The following is a 15,474-nucleotide window of genomic DNA, read 5'->3' as shown; positions in this document are numbered from 1 at the left end:
GCGAAAGGCGTTGGTATCGGCGTCGGCGCCTGGGCAATCCTCCCGCGGGCTCGAGCAAGAAATGCCTGCAAGCGCGATAGTGCGAGTGCCCAACCAATGACTCGGCACAGCGCGCCGCGTCAGCAGCCCTGCCGCACACTCCGACAACAAAACGCCAAACTACCCGATGCATCGTCCAAATTCGTTTGTTTTGCCGACACTCCTTCGTGCGGCTCATGCCCAAACCGGCGCTCGGCGCCGTCTGCGCGCCGCGACGTTCGCACTTGCCACGCTGAGTGCAGCGAGCACGGCGCATGCCACTGTCTCCGTGCTGCAACCGGCACGCGAAGCGGCGGCGTCGCAGCCGCTCGAAATCACGCTGCTTTATACCGATGACGGTAGCAAACCGCTTTCCATCGATGTGCCGAAGCAACTGACGGTGAATCTCACCAATGGCGATCTGCCGCCTGCGCCGCTCACGCTCGCCCGCGATCCGAAGGTGCCGGACCATATGCGCCTCGCGCCTGGGCAGTATCGCCGGGTGCGCTTTACGGCTGCGTGGCCCGAAAGCGCGCGCGGCACGATGAAGATCGATCCGGTCGGCTTCGATGCTTCACCCATGCTCGTCACGCTCAACCGCGGCAATACGCAGACGCAGGTGGTCGCCGCCGAGAAACGCGAAGCGCAGGCGACGACGCCCGCGCAAATGGCCACCGCCACCGCCGCCGCGAACACGACGGCCGTGCCGACGACGACCATCGACACCATGCTGTCCGGCCGCCTTTCGACCTTCGAGCCGATGTACTTCGCCGATGGCGAAAACGGCGACAATCTCGCCAAGTTCCAGTTCAGCTTCAAATACCGGCTGCATCTGCCGGACGACCCGCGCTCGCGCGGCTTCCTCGACAATCTCTACTTTGCGTACACCCAGACGACCATCTGGAACCTCTCCGCGCCGTCCGTCCCGTTTCGCGATACGAGCTATCAGCCGCAGCTTTTCTACTACGTGGAAGACACGGGCGTGAAGAGTCCGTTGTTCACGCGCATGGGCGTGGCGGCGGGTATCGGGCATGAATCGAACGGCAAGAGCGGCGATGAATCGCGCGCAATCAACATCATGTTCGTGCGGCCGACGTGGGATTTTGGCGACCTGAACGGCGAGCATCTGACCATCTCGCCAAAGATCTATTACTACTTGTCGAGAAGCGGGAATCACGACATCGCGGATTATCGCGGCTACACCGACTTCCTGGTCAAATACGGCAGCCCGGATGGCTGGCAGCTCGCGACGACCTTGCGCAAGGGCACGAAGCACTGGTATGGCAGCGTGGATTCGCAGCTCACCTACCCGCTGGCTAAGCTGATCGGCAGCGCATGGGGCGGTTATGTGTTTGCGAGCTACTTCAACGGTTACGGCGAAGATATCCTCGATTACAACCAGCGTCGTCACTGGATCGCGCGAATAGGCTACAGTATTGCCCGCTAATGTCTTTCAATGCGCGCGTCATGGCTTTGGTCGTGGCGCGCGGCAATCAACGAATCCATGTCTTCGAATCTCCACGATCTTCCTGATAGTCCCTGCATCGGCGTGTGCTCCACGCTTTTCGACGACGTCTGCAAAGGCTGCGGCCGCACAGCGGGTGAAGTGTCGAATTGGGTGTTTCTTTCCGATGCCGAGAAGCAGGCCGTGTGGGAGCGGATCAGGCGTGAAGGGACGGCGATGCGGTTCAGGAAGCCAACGTGAACCGGCTCGGCTAAAATGGTTTTGGCGGACCCGGACGAACAGCATCCGCCTCAGTCATGGCGAAACCCGGGATGGGCTGCCGATGCGGGGTTGCTGGTTTCCCGACACAACAAAACCAGCGCCGTAACCAATGAAAAAGCCGCGCATACGTCTGTATACGCGGCTTTTGTTTGCAATGCCGACTGCGGCTTTACTGAATGCCCTGACTCGACAAGAAGTCCTCGTAATTCCCACCGAAGTCGCGCAATGTGCCATCCGTCTTCACTTCGATGATCCGGTTCGCCAGCCCGCTCACGAACTCGCGGTCATGCGACACGAAGATCAGCGTGCCTTCGAACTTGTCGAGTGCAATCTGCAGCGACTCGATGGACTCCATGTCCATGTGGTTGGTCGGCTCGTCCATCAGCAGCACGTTATGGCGGCCGAGCATGAGCTTGCCCCAGATCATGCGGCCCTTCTCGCCGCCCGACAGCACCTTGACGTTCTTCTTGATGTCGTCCGCGTTGAAGAGCAGGCGCCCGAGCGTGCCGCGCACCATCTGGTCGTCATCGCCTTCCTGACGATACTGGTCGACCCAGTCGGTCAGCGTCTCGTCCTTCGGAAACTCTTCGTAAGTGTCCTGCGGCATGTAGCCGACGTTCGCGTTCTCCGCCCACTTCACGCGGCCGCCGTCCAGGTCGAGCGCGCCCCTGAGCGACTTCAGAAGCGTGGTCTTGCCCGCGCCGTTTTCGCCGATGATGGCGATCCGCTCGCCCGGCTGCACGCTCAGGCTGAAGTTCTGAAAGATCGGGCGGTCGTACTTCTTCGTGATGCCCTCGGCCACCACCGCGATGTTGTGCAGCTTCTTCTCGAACTCGAAGCGGATAAACGGATTCTGCCGCGACGACGGCTTGAATTCCTCGATCTTGATCTTGTCGATCATCTTGAGACGGCTGGTCGCCTGACGCGCCTTCGACTTGTTCGCCGAGAAGCGGCGCACGAAGTCCTGCAGGTCGGCCACGCGTTCCTTCGCCTTCGCGTTCGCGTTCTGCTGACGCTCGCGCGCCTGCGTGCTCGCCAGCATGTAGTCGTCGTAGTTGCCCGGCCAGAGCTTGAGCGTGCCGTAATCCATGTCCGCCATGTGCGTGCAGACCTGGTTCAGGAAGTGTCGATCGTGCGAGATGATGATCATCGTCGAGTTGTACTGGTTGAGCACGTCTTCCAGCCAACGGATCGAGTTGATGTCCAGGTTGTTGGTCGGCTCGTCCAGCAACAGCACGTCCGGTTTCGAGAACAGCGCCTGCGCCAGCAGCACGCGCAGTTTCCAGCCTGGCGCAACGTTGCTCATCGGGCCATTGTGATCGGCGATATCGATGCCGATGCCAAGCAACAATTCGCCCGCGCGCGCTTCGGCCGTATAGCCGTCGTATTCGGCGAACTTCGCTTCGAGGTCGGCGGCGCGCATGTAGTCGTCGTCGGTGGCGTCGGGGTTCGCGTAGATCGCGTCGCGCTCGGTCATCGCGGCCCACATTTCGGTGTGACCCATCATGACCACATCGAGCACGCGCATGTCTTCATACGCGAACTGATCCTGACGCAGCTTGCCCAGACGCACGTTCGGCTCGAGCATGACATTGCCCGAACTCGGCTCCAGATCGCCGCCCAGGATCTTCATGAAGGTCGACTTGCCGCAGCCGTTCGCGCCGATCAAGCCATAGCGGTTTCCCTCGCCGAACTTGACCGAGATGTTCTCGAAGAGGGGCTTGGGCCCGAATTGCATGGTGATATTGGCGGTAGACAGCACGGCGCGTCCTTTGAGTGATGTACGGCAAAAAAACCTATGATTTTAGCAGATTTTGGTGGCGATTCTGGCCGGGAGCGGCATGAGCCTTGGCATTCCGGCAGATTACGCGGATCAAAAAACATCGGGGCGCCGGCCGAACCGGCCGCGCCCCGCGCTCAACCGCTCTCGATCCGCGCGCGGCGGATGCGCTTCAAGTCCGTTCAGCGATAAACGCCTTCACCACGGCTGCATCCGCAGGAACGATATCGAACCTTTGTGGCAGTTTTTCAAGTCCCACGAACGCGACGGGACGCTCCGGCTCGCGGTTCAACGCCTCGCGGATGGTCTCGCCGAATTTGATCGGCTGCGCGGTCTCGAGCACGATCATCGGCACGCCGGGTTTGAGGTTCTCGCGCGCAACCTTCACGCCGTCGGCGGTGTGCGTGTCGATCATCGTGCCGTAACGCTCGAACACATCGCGAATGGTTTTCACGCGGTCGTCGTGATCGCTCTTGCCCGACACGAAGCCGAATTGCTTCACCCGCGCAAAGTCGCCGCTCGCCGCGAGATCGAAGCCGCCCTTCTCGTCGACGTCGCGGAACAGTTGCAGCACGCGCGCCGGGTCGCGGCCGAGCAGGTCGTACACAAAACGCTCGAAGTTCGACGCCTTCGAAATATCCATGCTCGGGCTGGTCGTGTGATACGTCTCGTCCGCGCCGCGCACGCGATAGATGCCCGTGCGGAAGAATTCGTCGAGCACGTCGTTTTCGTTGGTGGCGACCACGAGCTGATCGATCGGCAGACCCATCATGCGCGCGATATGCCCCGCGCAGACGTTGCCGAAGTTGCCCGACGGCACCGTGAACGACACGCGCTCGTCGTTGCTCTTCGTCGCGGCAAAATAACCCTTGAAGTAGTACACGACTTGCGCGACCACGCGCGCCCAGTTGATCGAATTGACCGTGCCGATCTTGTGCTTCGCCTTGTAGGCGTGATCGTTCGATACGGCCTTCACGATGTCCTGGCAATGGTCGAAATTGCCTTCGACCGCGAGGTTGAAGATGTTCGGGTCTTGCAGCGAGAACATCTGCGCCGTCTGAAACGCACTCATCTTTTTATGCGGCGAGAGCATGAACACACGCACGCCGGTCTTGCCGCGCATGGCATATTCGGCGGCGCTGCCGGTATCGCCCGACGTTGCACCGAGAATGTTGAGCGTTTCGCCGTGCTTTTCCAATGCGTACTCGAAGAGATTGCCGAGTAGTTGCATTGCCATGTCTTTGAAGGCGAGCGTCGGACCGTTCGACAGTTCGAGCAACGACAGCGGCGTGCCGTCCTCCACGCCGAGCGTCTTCAGCGGCGTGATCTGCGCGGCGCTTTCTTCGTGGCGCACGTTGTTGTAGACCTGCGCGACGTAAGTCTTGCGCGTAAGCGAACGCAGGTCGTCGGCGGGAATGTCATCGCTGAATTTCGACAGCACTTCGAAGGCGAGATCCGCATACGACAGCGTGCGCCAGCGCGCGAGCTCATCGGCCGATACGCGCGGATATTCCGCCGGCAAATACAGACCGCCGTCCTTTGCGAGACCGCCGAGCAAGATGTCCGAGAACGTGTGGCGCTCGTTCGAGCCGGCGCCGCGCGTCGAGATGTAGTTCATGTCGCGTTCCTGTGCTTAATTCAGCGTTGCCATGCGCAGTTTCGTCACCTTGGAGACGACCGTGGAGAGCGCTTCGATCTGGGCGATCGCCGCGTTCGCGTTCTTTTCCACCGTCTCGTGCGTGATGAGGATGATGTCCGTCTCGCCCTTGTGCTCGCCGCCGACGTCTTCCGATTCCTTCTGCAGCAACGCGTCGATGGAGATGCCCTTGTCCGCGAGAATGCGCGTGATGTTGGCAAGGACGCCCGTCACGTCGGCGACACGCAAACGCAAGTAATAGCCGCTCGTCACTTCGTCGATTGGCAGGATGGGCGTGTTCGCCAGACTGCCCGGCTGGAAGGCCAGATGCGGCACGCGATGCTCCGGGTCGGCCGTATGCAGACGCGTGACATCCACGAGATCGGCGACCACGGCCGACGCCGTCGGCTCCGCGCCCGCGCCCTTGCCGTAGTAGAGCGTCGTGCCGACCGCATCGCCATGCACGACGACCGCGTTCATCGCGCCTTCGACGTTGGCGAGCAGACGCTTGGCCGGCACCAGCGTGGGGTGCGTGCGCAACTCGATGCCCTTCTCCGTGCGCCGCGCGATGCCGAGCAGCTTGATGCGATAGCCGAGATCCTCCGCGTAACGAATGTCGATGGCCGCGAGCTTGCTGATGCCTTCCACGTACGCGCGGTCGAACTGCACCGGCACGCCGAACGCGATCGCGCTCATGATCGTGACCTTGTGCGCGGCGTCGACGCCTTCGATGTCGAAAGTGGGATCGGCCTCCGCGTAACCCAGATCCTGCGCGCCCTTCAACGCGGTCGCGAAGTCCAGCCCGCGGTCACGCATCTCCGAAAGAATGTAGTTCGTCGTGCCGTTGATGATGCCCGCGATGTATTCGATACGGTTCGCGCTCAGGCCCTCGCGAAGCGCCTTGATGATTGGAATGCCGCCCGCCACCGCTGCTTCGAACGCAACCATCACGCCCTTCGCGTGCGCGGCTTCGAAAATCTCCGTGCCGTGCACCGCGAGCAGTGCCTTGTTCGCCGTGATCACGTGCTTGCCGTTGGCGATGGCGCGCAGCACCAATTCGCGCGCGAATCCCGTGCCGCCGATCATTTCGCAAACGATGGATATCGCCGGGTCGTCGACGACGGCGAGGAAGTCGTCGGTGACCGCCACGTTCGCTGCCGCTTGCACCTTCGACGGTGTACGCACGGCAATGCGCGTGATCTCGATACCCCGTCCCGCGCGGCGCCTGATTTCTTCCTGATTGCGGCGCAGCACCGTGAAGGTGCCGCTGCCAACCGTGCCGAAGCCCAACAGTCCTACTTTGATCGGTTCCATACAGCGTGAGTCTTCTAAGAAAAGTTAAGCGGAGTGACGTTTGCGATAGCCGTCGAGAAAGCGCGCGATGCGGTTGATCGAGTCGGCCAGATCGTCGAGGTTCGGCAGGAAGACCACGCGGAAGTGATCCGGCGTCGGCCAGTTGAAGCCCGTGCCTTGCACGAGCAGCACGCGTTCTTCGAGCAGCAGGTCGGTGATGAATTGCTGATCGTTTTCGATCGGGTACATCTTGGGATCGAGCTTCGGGAACATATACAGCGCGGCCTGCGGTTTCACGCACGTGACGCCCGGAATGGCCGTGAGCATGTCATAGGCGAGCTCGCGCTGTTTGAACAGCCGCCCGCCCGGCACGATCAGGTCGTTGATGCTCTGATAACCGCCGAGCGCCGTCTGGATGGCGTATTGGCCGGGCACGTTCGGGCACAAGCGCATGGACGCGAGAATGCCCAGACCTTCGAGATAGTCTTTCGCGCGACGGCGATTTTCCTCGATGAGGCCCGACACGGCCATCCAGCCCGCGCGATAACCGCACGAACGGTAACTCTTCGAGAGACTGTTGAACGTGACGGTTAGCACGTCCTCGGAAAGCGCGGCCATGGACGTGTGCGTCATGCCGTCGTAGACGATCTTGTCGTAGACCTCGTCCGCGAAAATGATCAGGCCGTGTTCGCGCGCAATGTCGATCAGTTCGAGCAGCAGTTCGTCCGAATACAGCGCGCCCGTCGGATTGTTTGGGTTGATGACGACGAGCGCCTTGGTGTTGGCGGTGATCTTCGAGCGGATGTCGTCGAGATCGGGCATCCAGCCATTGCCTTCGTCGCACATGTAGTGACGCGGCGTGCCGGCGGAAAGACTTACCGCGGCCGTCCAGAGCGGATAGTCGGGCGCGGGCAGCAACACCTCGTCGCCATCGTTCAGAAGCGCCTGCATGGCCATGACGATAAGTTCCGACGCGCCGTTGCCGATGAAAATGTCGTCGAGCGTCACGCCCGTCACGCCCTTTTGCTGCGTGTAATGCATGATCGCCTTGCGCGCGGCGAATACGCCCTTCGAATCCGAATAGCCCGACGAACCCGGCAAATTGCGGATCATGTCCTGAATGATCTCGTCCGGCGCTTCGAAACCGAACGGCGCCAGATTGCCGATATTGAGCTTGATGATGCGATGCCCTTCTTCTTCGAGACGCTTCGCGTGTTCGAGCACGGGCCCGCGAATGTCGTAGCAGACGTTTTGCAGCTTGTTGGATTTGAGAATCGGTTTCACGGGCGCGGCTCTTGTGTTTGGGCTGTCTGGTGGATTCGTTTTAAGGATTCGTTCTGGCGTTCTGGCGTTCTGTCGTTTCGGCGTTTCGATGCAGCAGGTGCTTCGGTCGATGCTCCGGCGGTTCGTGTCCGCTTCTGGAACGCGCACGCGAAGCGAGATGACACGAAGTGACGCGGGATGGCGACGAGCTGCGGCAGACTACGGCATGTTACTGGACTGCCGCCGCTTCTCGGGATTTTGAACCCTGGGCGAGGAACACCGCGCCGGATAGGGGCGCAGGCGTAACGGTACGGATTGCGTGTCGAAGGCGGCTTGTGGCGGCACGCGAGCGCAACGGGGGCCGCGCGAGCGGTCCGCGCGGCTGGAAAGTTATAATTTACTGATTATGGCCCGGTTCCGCAATGCACCAAACACTGGCGCGAAGCGCCTTTTGGTGCGTTTTCCGCCGCCTTCTCGCGCTTTTTTCAGCCGCGTACGGCGGATGCCGGGTTTTACTCCTTTCCTTGCCGGACCATCGTTTTGAAACTTCATCAAGACTCCAGCGGCGCGCTCAACACCATCACGAGCTACGGAGACGACTTCGTCGCGATCAATCTCGAACGCCATGAGGGCAGCGTGATCGTCATGCCCGAGGTGCCCGTCGTCAAATGGCTGGTGGCATCGTTCGACGCGCTCGCGCCCGAGCATTTCGAGGAACTCGTGAAAGCCGCGCCCGAAGTGGTCATCTTCGGCAGCGGTTCCAGATTGCGCTTTCCGCATCCGCGACTTACGGCGGCGTTGACCAAGCATCGTATTGGCGTGGAAACGATGGATATCGGCGCTGCCTGCCGCACCTACAACATATTGATGTCCGAAGGCCGGCGCGTGGCCGCCGCACTGCTGATCGAGGAATGAGCGGAAACTAAGGCTCGGCTAAGGATGCGCCGCAATACTTCGGCGACAGGCGCCTCTTTGGCGCACGCGCTGGCTTCTCGGCGCCCGGCGTGCGCCAATTTGACGAATCCGGCCTGGCAGTGCGATACACTCCCGCCCGGCGAACGTTGCGCCGAACCTGAAAGGCGGTAACACAGCGTGCGCCACGGCCAGTCCGGCGCTCATGCGAGCCTGCACGCAAGCGACGGCTTCGCGCCCCGCGCGGCCGGTTGCGCCACTCATTCACAAGCGCCGCGCATGGCGGCATCGAACAGGTCGACTTCATGAACGATACGCCTTCGCGGCTACCGCTCACGCGTCTCTCACTCATTCTTCTCGTCGTCGCGCTGGCCGTCATCTGGTTCGGGCCGCTTGGGCTCAGGCATCTCGTGCCGAGCGACGAGGGCCGCTACGCCGAAATGGCGCGCGAAATGTTCGTCACCGGCGACTGGATCACCCCGCGCTACAACGGCTACAAATACTTCGAGAAACCGCCGCTGCAGACCTGGGCGAACGCGCTGACCTTTGCGTGGTTCGGCGTCGGCGAATGGCAGGCGCGGTTCTATACGGCGCTTTGCGGCTTCGCGGGCGTGCTGATGGTCGGCTACACGGGCGCGCGGGTCTTCAACGCGATGACGGGCTTCGCGGCCGCCGTGATTCTCGCGACCTGCCCGTACTGGAACCTGATGGGCCACTTCAACACGCTCGACATGGGCCTGTCGTTCTGGATGGGGCTCACGCTCTGCGCGCTTTTGCTCGCGCAACGCCCAGGGCTGGCCGTGCGCGAGGTGCGGCTCTGGATGTGGCTTTGCTGGGCGGCGATGGGCGCGGCCATGCTCTCCAAGGGGCTCGTCGGCGTGATCCTGCCGGGCGCGGTGCTGATCATCTACTCGCTCGTGGCGCGCGACTGGGCGCTCTGGAAGCGGCTTTATATCGGCAGCGGGCTGATCGTGTTCCTGATCGTCGTCGCGCCGTGGTTCGTGCTCGTGCAGATGAAGAACCCCGAGTTCTTCAATTTCTTCTTCATCGTGCAGCAGTTCAAGCGCTATCTGACGCCCGAGCAGAACCGTCCCGGACCGTTCTATTACTTCGTGCCGGTGCTCATCGTCGGCTTTCTGCCGTGGCTGTCGATCGCGTTCCAGAGCGTGCGCCACGGTCTCAAGACGCCGCGCCAGCCCAACGGCTTCGCGCCCGTGACCATGCTGCTCGTCTGGTCCGCGTTCATTTTTCTGTTCTTCAGCGCTTCGCATTCGAAGCTGCTGTCCTATGTCTTGCCGATTGCACCGGCGCTCGCGCTCGTCTTCGGGCTTTATCTGCCGTCGCTGACGAAGCCGCGTTATCGCATGCATCTGATCGGCTATGCGGTGTTCCTGATCGCCGCGGCGTTCGGCGCGATCTTCATCGGCCGGGCGGGCAGCGCGAATACGCCCAATGCGCTGTATCGCGCGTTCCAGATATGGGTTTATGCGGGACTGGCGGTGGCGTTCGTCGTGACGCTCGCGGCGCTCTGGCTCAATCGCCGGAACGTGCTTGCGGGCGCGGCAGGGCTGGGCGCGGCGTGGCTGCTGCTCGGTACCATCGCGGGAACGGGTCACGACGTTTTCGGCACCGACAGCTCGGGCGTCAAGCTCGTGCCGGCCGTGAAAGCCGCGATGGCGAAACTCCCGCCCGGCACGCCCTTCTACTCGATCGCCAAGCTCGATCACACCATGCCGTTCTATCTCGATCAGCCGATGATCATGGTGCAGGAAGCCGACGAACTCACCTTCGGCGTGCAGACGGAGCCGCGGAAGTGGGTGCCGAGCATCGACCAATGGGTCAAGCTTTGGGACTCGCAACCGTATGCGCTCGCGCTGATGCCGCCTGGCCGCTACGACGACCTCGCCGCCCGCCATGTGCCGATGCAGGTCATCGCCCGCGACGCGCGCCGTGTGATCGTCGAGAAACCGCAACCGTGATGGCGCACTCTGCCACCTCGCGCGGCATCACGTCTGACACAGTGCGTGCCACGCGCGCAAGCGGATTGCACGACCGTTCGGCCAACCCCGTTGTGGCGGCCCGGCTTTTTCCTTATCGTGTGAGACCAGCAAGACCGTCGGCACGATCAACCAGGCGCCAACCCGCGACTAATCCGCAATGAATCCGATTTCCTTCGCTTGTATCCTCATCGGCGTATTGTTGAACGCGTGCGCGCAGTTGCTGCTGAAGGCGGGCGTCAACGCCGTCGGGCACTTCGAACTCACGGCGAGCAACATTCTGCCGGTCGGTTTCAGGATCGCGACGCAATGGCCGATCATCGGCGGCCTTGCCTGCTATGTGCTGAGCGTGGGCGTGTGGATCGTCGGCCTGTCGCGCGTGGATGTGTCGATCGCCTATCCGATGCTCTCGCTCGGCTATGTCGTCAACGCCTTCGCGGCGTGGTATTTGTTCGGCGAGGTGCTGTCGCTGCAGCGGCTGATCGGCATCGGCATCATTCTGCTCGGCGTGGTCGTGCTGGCGCGCGGTTAGGCGCCGCGACCGGCGTTGAATTCACTCGTGCCGCCAATACATCAGATCAACTCCATTTTCTTAAGCAAATAGTCCATGACTCAGACATCGCGGCCGTTCCTGCCCTTCGTCAAGCCCGACATCGATGAAGAAACCATTCAGGGCGTCGCCGACGTGCTGCGTTCCGGCTGGATCACGACGGGCCCGCAGAACCAGCAGTTCGAGGCGGAATTGTCGGCGTTCGTCGGCGGCAGGCCGGTGCGCGCGTTCAACTCGGGCACCTGCACGATGGAAATCGGCCTGCGAATTGCAGGCGTCGGCGCGGGCGACGAAGTCATCACGACGGCGATGACTTGGGTATCGACGGCGAACGTCATCATCGAAGTCGGCGCGACGCCGGTTCTGGTCGATATCGACTCGGCCACGCGCAACATGGACCTGAACTTGCTGGAACGCGCCATCACGCCGCGCACGAAAGCGATCATGCCGGTGTTTCTGGGCGGCCTGCCGGTGGATATGGACCGGCTTTACGCCATCGCGCGCGCCCACAAGCTGCGCGTGATCGAAGACGCGGCGCAGGCGTTCGGTTCGAGCTGGAACGGCAAGCGCATCGGCGCGTTCGGCGATCTCGTTTCGTTCAGCTTTCACGCGAACAAGAACGTGACGTCGATCGAAGGCGGCGCGCTCGTCTTGAACGACGAGGACGAAGCCGAACTCGCGCGGAAGTATCGCCTGCAGGGCATCACGCGCACGGGTTTCGACGGCATGGACTGCGACGTGCTCGGCGGCAAGTACAACCTGACGGATGTGGCGGCGCGCGTGGGTCTCGGGTCGCTGCGCAAGGTGGAAAGCATCACGCAACGGCGGCGCGAACTGGCGCAGCTTTACTTCGATGCGTTCGACGGCGGCGCGGCCGTGAAACTCGGTCTAGGCTTGCCGCCGCGCAACTTTAAGGACAGTAACTGGCACATGTTTCAGGTCACGCTGCCGCTCGATCAACTGAATCTCACGCGCGCGCAGTTCATGGGCGAGCTGAAGGAGCGCGGCATCGGCACCGGCGTGCACTATCCGGCCCTGCATTTGTTCACGCTGTATCGCGAGCGCGGCTTCAAGGAAGGCATGTTCCCGCACGCGGAGCACTTCGGCGCATCCAACGTGACGTTGCCGCTTTTCCCGCAAATGAGCGCGGAGGACATCGCGCACGTGGTCACTTCCATCGACGAGATCTGTGCGCAGCACGCCAGACTGCATGCCTAACAAGGACACCCAGCGCAACATGAGTCATACGGATTTCGCGGCGACGGCACCCGAGGTAACGGTCGTCATTCCGGTCTACAACGAGGAAGCCGGCCTCGCCGCCCTCTTTGAGCGCCTTTATCCGGCGCTCGATGCGCTCGACGCATCGTACGAGGTGATCTTCATCAACGACGGCAGCCGCGACAAGTCGGCCGCGCTGCTCGCGCAGCAGTTCCACGTGCGTCCGGACACCACGCGCGTGATCCTGCTCAACGGCAACTATGGTCAGCACATGGCGATTCTCGCGGGCTTCGAGCAATCGCGCGGCGAGATCGTCGTCACGCTCGACGCCGACTTGCAGAATCCGCCCGAGGAAATCGCCAAGCTCGTCGAAAAGATGCGTGAAGGCTACGATTACGTCGGCACCATTCGCGAACAACGGCAGGACAGCCTATGGCGCAAGAAGGCATCGCTTGCCATGAACCGTCTGCGCGAGCGCATCACCAAGATTCGCATGACGGATCAGGGCTGCATGTTGCGCGCGTACAGCCGGCATATCATCGACACGATCAACCGCTGCGGCGAAATCAACACGTTCATTCCGGCGCTTGCCTACACCTTCGCGCAGAACCCGATCGAAGTGGGCGTGGCGCACGAAGAGCGCTTCGCGGGCGAATCCAAGTACTCGCTTTATAGCCTCATCCGGCTGAACTTCGACCTCGTGACGGGCTTTTCAGTCGTGCCGTTGCAATGGCTGTCGTTCATCGGCGTGATTCTTTCGGTCGGATCGGCGGGCCTGTTCCTGCTGCTGTTGATACGCCGCTTTATGTTCGGCGCGGAAGTTCAGGGCGTGTTCACGCTCTTCGCCATCACGTTCTTCATGCTCGGCGTGATCATCTTCGCGCTCGGCCTGCTTGGCGAATATATCGGCCGGATTTATCAGCAAGTGCGCGCGCGTCCGCGCTATCTCGTGCAGACCATCCTCGAGCAGCGCGACGGCCTGCCCACGGCCAGCCAGCCGCGCCAGCAAGTGATCCATCTGGCGGTCGCCGATCGCGAGGACGAAGGCCGATGAAGCCGCGCGCCGTCGTATTCGCCTATCACAACGTCGGCGTGCGCTGCCTGCAGGTGCTGCTCGCGCGCGGCGTCGACGTGCGGCTCGTCGTGACGCACGAGGACAGCGCAAACGAGAACATCTGGTTCGGCAGCGTGGCGCAGGTCGCGGCGGAACATGGCATCGACGTGATCACGCCCGCCGATCCCAAAGCGCCCGACGTGCACGACGCAGTCGCCCGCGCCGCGCCGGAATTCATCTTCTCGTTCTACTACCGGCACATGCTGCCCGTGACGCTGCTCGCGTTGGCCAGGCGCGGCGCGTACAACATGCATGGCTCGCTGTTGCCGAAATATCGCGGCCGCGTGCCGACCAACTGGGCGGTGCTCAACGGCGAAACCGAAAGTGGCGCGACGCTGCACGAAATGGCCGAAAAGCCCGACGCCGGCGCGATCCTCTCGCAGACGTCCGTGCCTATCCTGCCGGATGACACCGCCGCTCAGGTCTTCGACAAAACCGTGGTCGCCGCCGAGCAAACGCTCTGGCGCGTACTGCCCGCCCTGCTTGCCGGCGAAGCGCCGCGTCTGCCGAACGATCTCGCCGCCGGCAGCTACTACGGCGGGCGCAAACCGGAAGATGGCCGCATCGACTGGACGGCGAACGCACAACGCGTCTACAACCTGATTCGCGCGGTGGCGCCGCCCTATCCCGGCGCGTTCACGGACATGGGCGGCGAGCGCTTCATCGTCGCGCGGGCGCGGCTCGTTCCTGAAACCGGTGCGCCCGGCGTTACGCGCGAGCGGCTCGCCGCGCTCAGGGATTTGCCCTGCGGCCTGACGCTGGCGGATAATGCGCTGTTTGGCGTCTGCGGCGATGGCCGCGTCGTCGCCTTGCACGAGTTGCGTCATCGGCCATTGAATGCCGAAGCGCAGCCCGTGGGCGAGGAGCGCACCGTCGAACCCGCCGAATTCGGCCGAATCATTCAATCCTCTCGTCATTCATGAAAAAAGTTCTCATCCTGGGTGTCAATGGCTTCATCGGCCATCACCTTTCCAAGCGCATCCTCGAAACGACCGACTGGGAAGTCTTCGGGATGGACATGCAAACCGATCGCCTGGGCGACCTCGCGAATCACGAGCGGATGCATTTCTTCGAAGGCGACATCACCATCAACAAGGAGTGGGTCGAGTATCACGTCAAGAAGTGCGACGTGATTCTGCCGCTCGTCGCGATTGCCACGCCCGCGACCTACGTGAAGCAGCCGCTGCGCGTGTTCGAACTGGACTTCGAGGCCAACCTGCCAATCGTGCGGTCGGCGGTCAAGTACGGCAAGCACCTCGTGTTTCCGTCGACCTCCGAGGTGTACGGCATGTGCGCCGACGAGCAGTTCGATCCGGAGAACTCCACGCTCTCCTACGGCCCCATCAACAAGCCGCGCTGGATCTACGCCTGCTCGAAGCAGTTGATGGACCGCGTGATCTGGGGTTACGGCATGGAAGGCCTCAACTTCACGCTGTTCCGCCCGTTCAACTGGATCGGCCCGGGCCTCGACTCCATCTACACCGCGAAGGAAGGTTCGTCGCGCGTGGTCACGCAGTTCCTGGGACACATCGTGCGCGGCGAGAACATCAGCCTCGTCGATGGCGGCGCGCAAAAGCGTGCGTTCACGGATATCGACGACGGCATCGGCGCGCTGATGAAGATCATCGAGAACAAGGACGGCATGGCGTCGGGCAAGATCTACAACATCGGCAATCCGGTCAACAACTTCTCGGTGCGCGAACTCGCGCACAAGATGCTCGCGCTCGCCGCCGAGTATCCCGAGTACGCGGAGACCGCGAAGAAGGTGCAGCTCGTCGAGACTTCGTCGGGCGCGTACTACGGCGCGGGCTATCAGGACGTGCAGAACCGCGTGCCGAAGATCGACAACACCATGCAGGAACTGGACTGGAAGCCGGAAGCGAGCATGGACGACGCGCTGCGCAAGATTTTCGAAGCGTATCGCACGCTCGTCGGCGAAGCTCGCGCGCTCGTCGAGCAGTCTTAAG

General features: G+C 62.1%; 13 protein-coding genes. 9 read left to right on the top strand and 4 right to left on the bottom strand.

All coding sequences use genetic code 11. The features are described 5' to 3' along the window. Positions 1-166: 166 nt before the first annotated feature. The gene (locus tag NCT04_RS07720; RefSeq protein ID WP_250464801.1) at positions 167-1,465 is read left to right on the top strand and encodes a phospholipase A; all 1,299 of its coding nucleotides are present in this window, start codon (positions 167-169) and stop codon (positions 1,463-1,465) included. 57 nt (positions 1,466-1,522) lie between these two features. Then, on the top strand, positions 1,523-1,723 hold the full coding sequence (locus NCT04_RS07715) for a DUF1289 domain-containing protein (RefSeq protein WP_250464799.1): 201 nt from the start codon (positions 1,523-1,525) through the stop codon (positions 1,721-1,723). Positions 1,724-1,913: 190 nt separating this feature from the next. Here the strand turns inward: NCT04_RS07715 and NCT04_RS07710 are convergent, their stop codons facing one another. From NCT04_RS07710 to NCT04_RS07695, 4 genes are all read right to left on the bottom strand, one after another. Beyond that, entirely contained in the window at positions 1,914-3,506 is a 1,593-nt protein-coding gene (locus NCT04_RS07710) for an ABC-F family ATPase (RefSeq protein ID WP_250464797.1), read from the bottom strand. 190 nt (positions 3,507-3,696) lie between these two features. Beyond that, the gene (thrC, locus tag NCT04_RS07705) at positions 3,697-5,142 is read right to left on the bottom strand and encodes a threonine synthase (RefSeq protein ID WP_250464795.1); all 1,446 of its coding nucleotides are present in this window, start codon (positions 5,140-5,142) and stop codon (positions 3,697-3,699) included. 15 nt (positions 5,143-5,157) lie between these two features. Beyond that, positions 5,158-6,474 (bottom strand): homoserine dehydrogenase, encoded by a 1,317-nt coding sequence (locus tag NCT04_RS07700; protein WP_250464792.1) that lies wholly within the window; start codon positions 6,472-6,474, stop codon positions 5,158-5,160. A 24-nt stretch (positions 6,475-6,498) separates the two neighbouring features. Beyond that, positions 6,499-7,737, bottom strand: a complete 1,239-nt coding sequence (locus NCT04_RS07695) for a pyridoxal phosphate-dependent aminotransferase (RefSeq protein WP_244825201.1) — start codon at positions 7,735-7,737, stop codon at positions 6,499-6,501. A 519-nt stretch (positions 7,738-8,256) separates the two neighbouring features. On the opposite strand from NCT04_RS07695, the gene NCT04_RS07690 reads away from it, so the two are divergent. From NCT04_RS07690 to NCT04_RS07660, 7 genes are all read left to right on the top strand, one after another. Then, positions 8,257-8,631, top strand: coding sequence for an Mth938-like domain-containing protein (locus NCT04_RS07690; RefSeq protein WP_250464791.1), 375 nt, complete (start codon positions 8,257-8,259; stop codon positions 8,629-8,631). 302 nt (positions 8,632-8,933) lie between these two features. Further along, positions 8,934-10,607: a glycosyltransferase family 39 protein gene (locus tag NCT04_RS07685; RefSeq protein ID WP_250464788.1), complete on the top strand. Its 1,674-nt coding sequence runs from the start codon at positions 8,934-8,936 to the stop codon at positions 10,605-10,607. A gap of 178 nt (positions 10,608-10,785) precedes the next feature. Next, the gene (locus NCT04_RS07680; protein ID WP_244825204.1) at positions 10,786-11,157 is read left to right on the top strand and encodes an SMR family transporter; all 372 of its coding nucleotides are present in this window, start codon (positions 10,786-10,788) and stop codon (positions 11,155-11,157) included. Positions 11,158-11,232: 75 nt separating this feature from the next. Beyond that, complete coding sequence (locus NCT04_RS07675; protein ID WP_250464785.1) at positions 11,233-12,393, top strand: DegT/DnrJ/EryC1/StrS family aminotransferase; 1,161 nt, start codon at positions 11,233-11,235, stop codon at positions 12,391-12,393. A 19-nt stretch (positions 12,394-12,412) separates the two neighbouring features. Continuing rightward, positions 12,413-13,447: a glycosyltransferase gene (locus NCT04_RS07670; protein ID WP_244825206.1), complete on the top strand. Its 1,035-nt coding sequence runs from the start codon at positions 12,413-12,415 to the stop codon at positions 13,445-13,447. Then, entirely contained in the window at positions 13,444-14,430 is a 987-nt protein-coding gene (locus NCT04_RS07665; protein WP_250464784.1) for a formyltransferase, read from the top strand. The genes NCT04_RS07670 and NCT04_RS07665 overlap by 4 nt, the downstream gene beginning before the upstream one ends. After that, positions 14,427-15,473, top strand: coding sequence for a bifunctional UDP-4-keto-pentose/UDP-xylose synthase (locus NCT04_RS07660; RefSeq protein WP_244825208.1), 1,047 nt, complete (start codon positions 14,427-14,429; stop codon positions 15,471-15,473). Before NCT04_RS07665 ends, NCT04_RS07660 begins: the two co-directional genes overlap by 4 nt. Position 15,474 lies beyond the last annotated feature (1 nt).

The sequence above is a fragment of the Caballeronia sp. GAFFF2 genome (assembly GCF_023631485.1).
Classification (GTDB): domain Bacteria; phylum Pseudomonadota; class Gammaproteobacteria; order Burkholderiales; family Burkholderiaceae; genus Caballeronia.
Note: the sequence above shows the minus strand (reverse complement) of the source record. Positions and strands in the feature narration are given on the sequence as shown.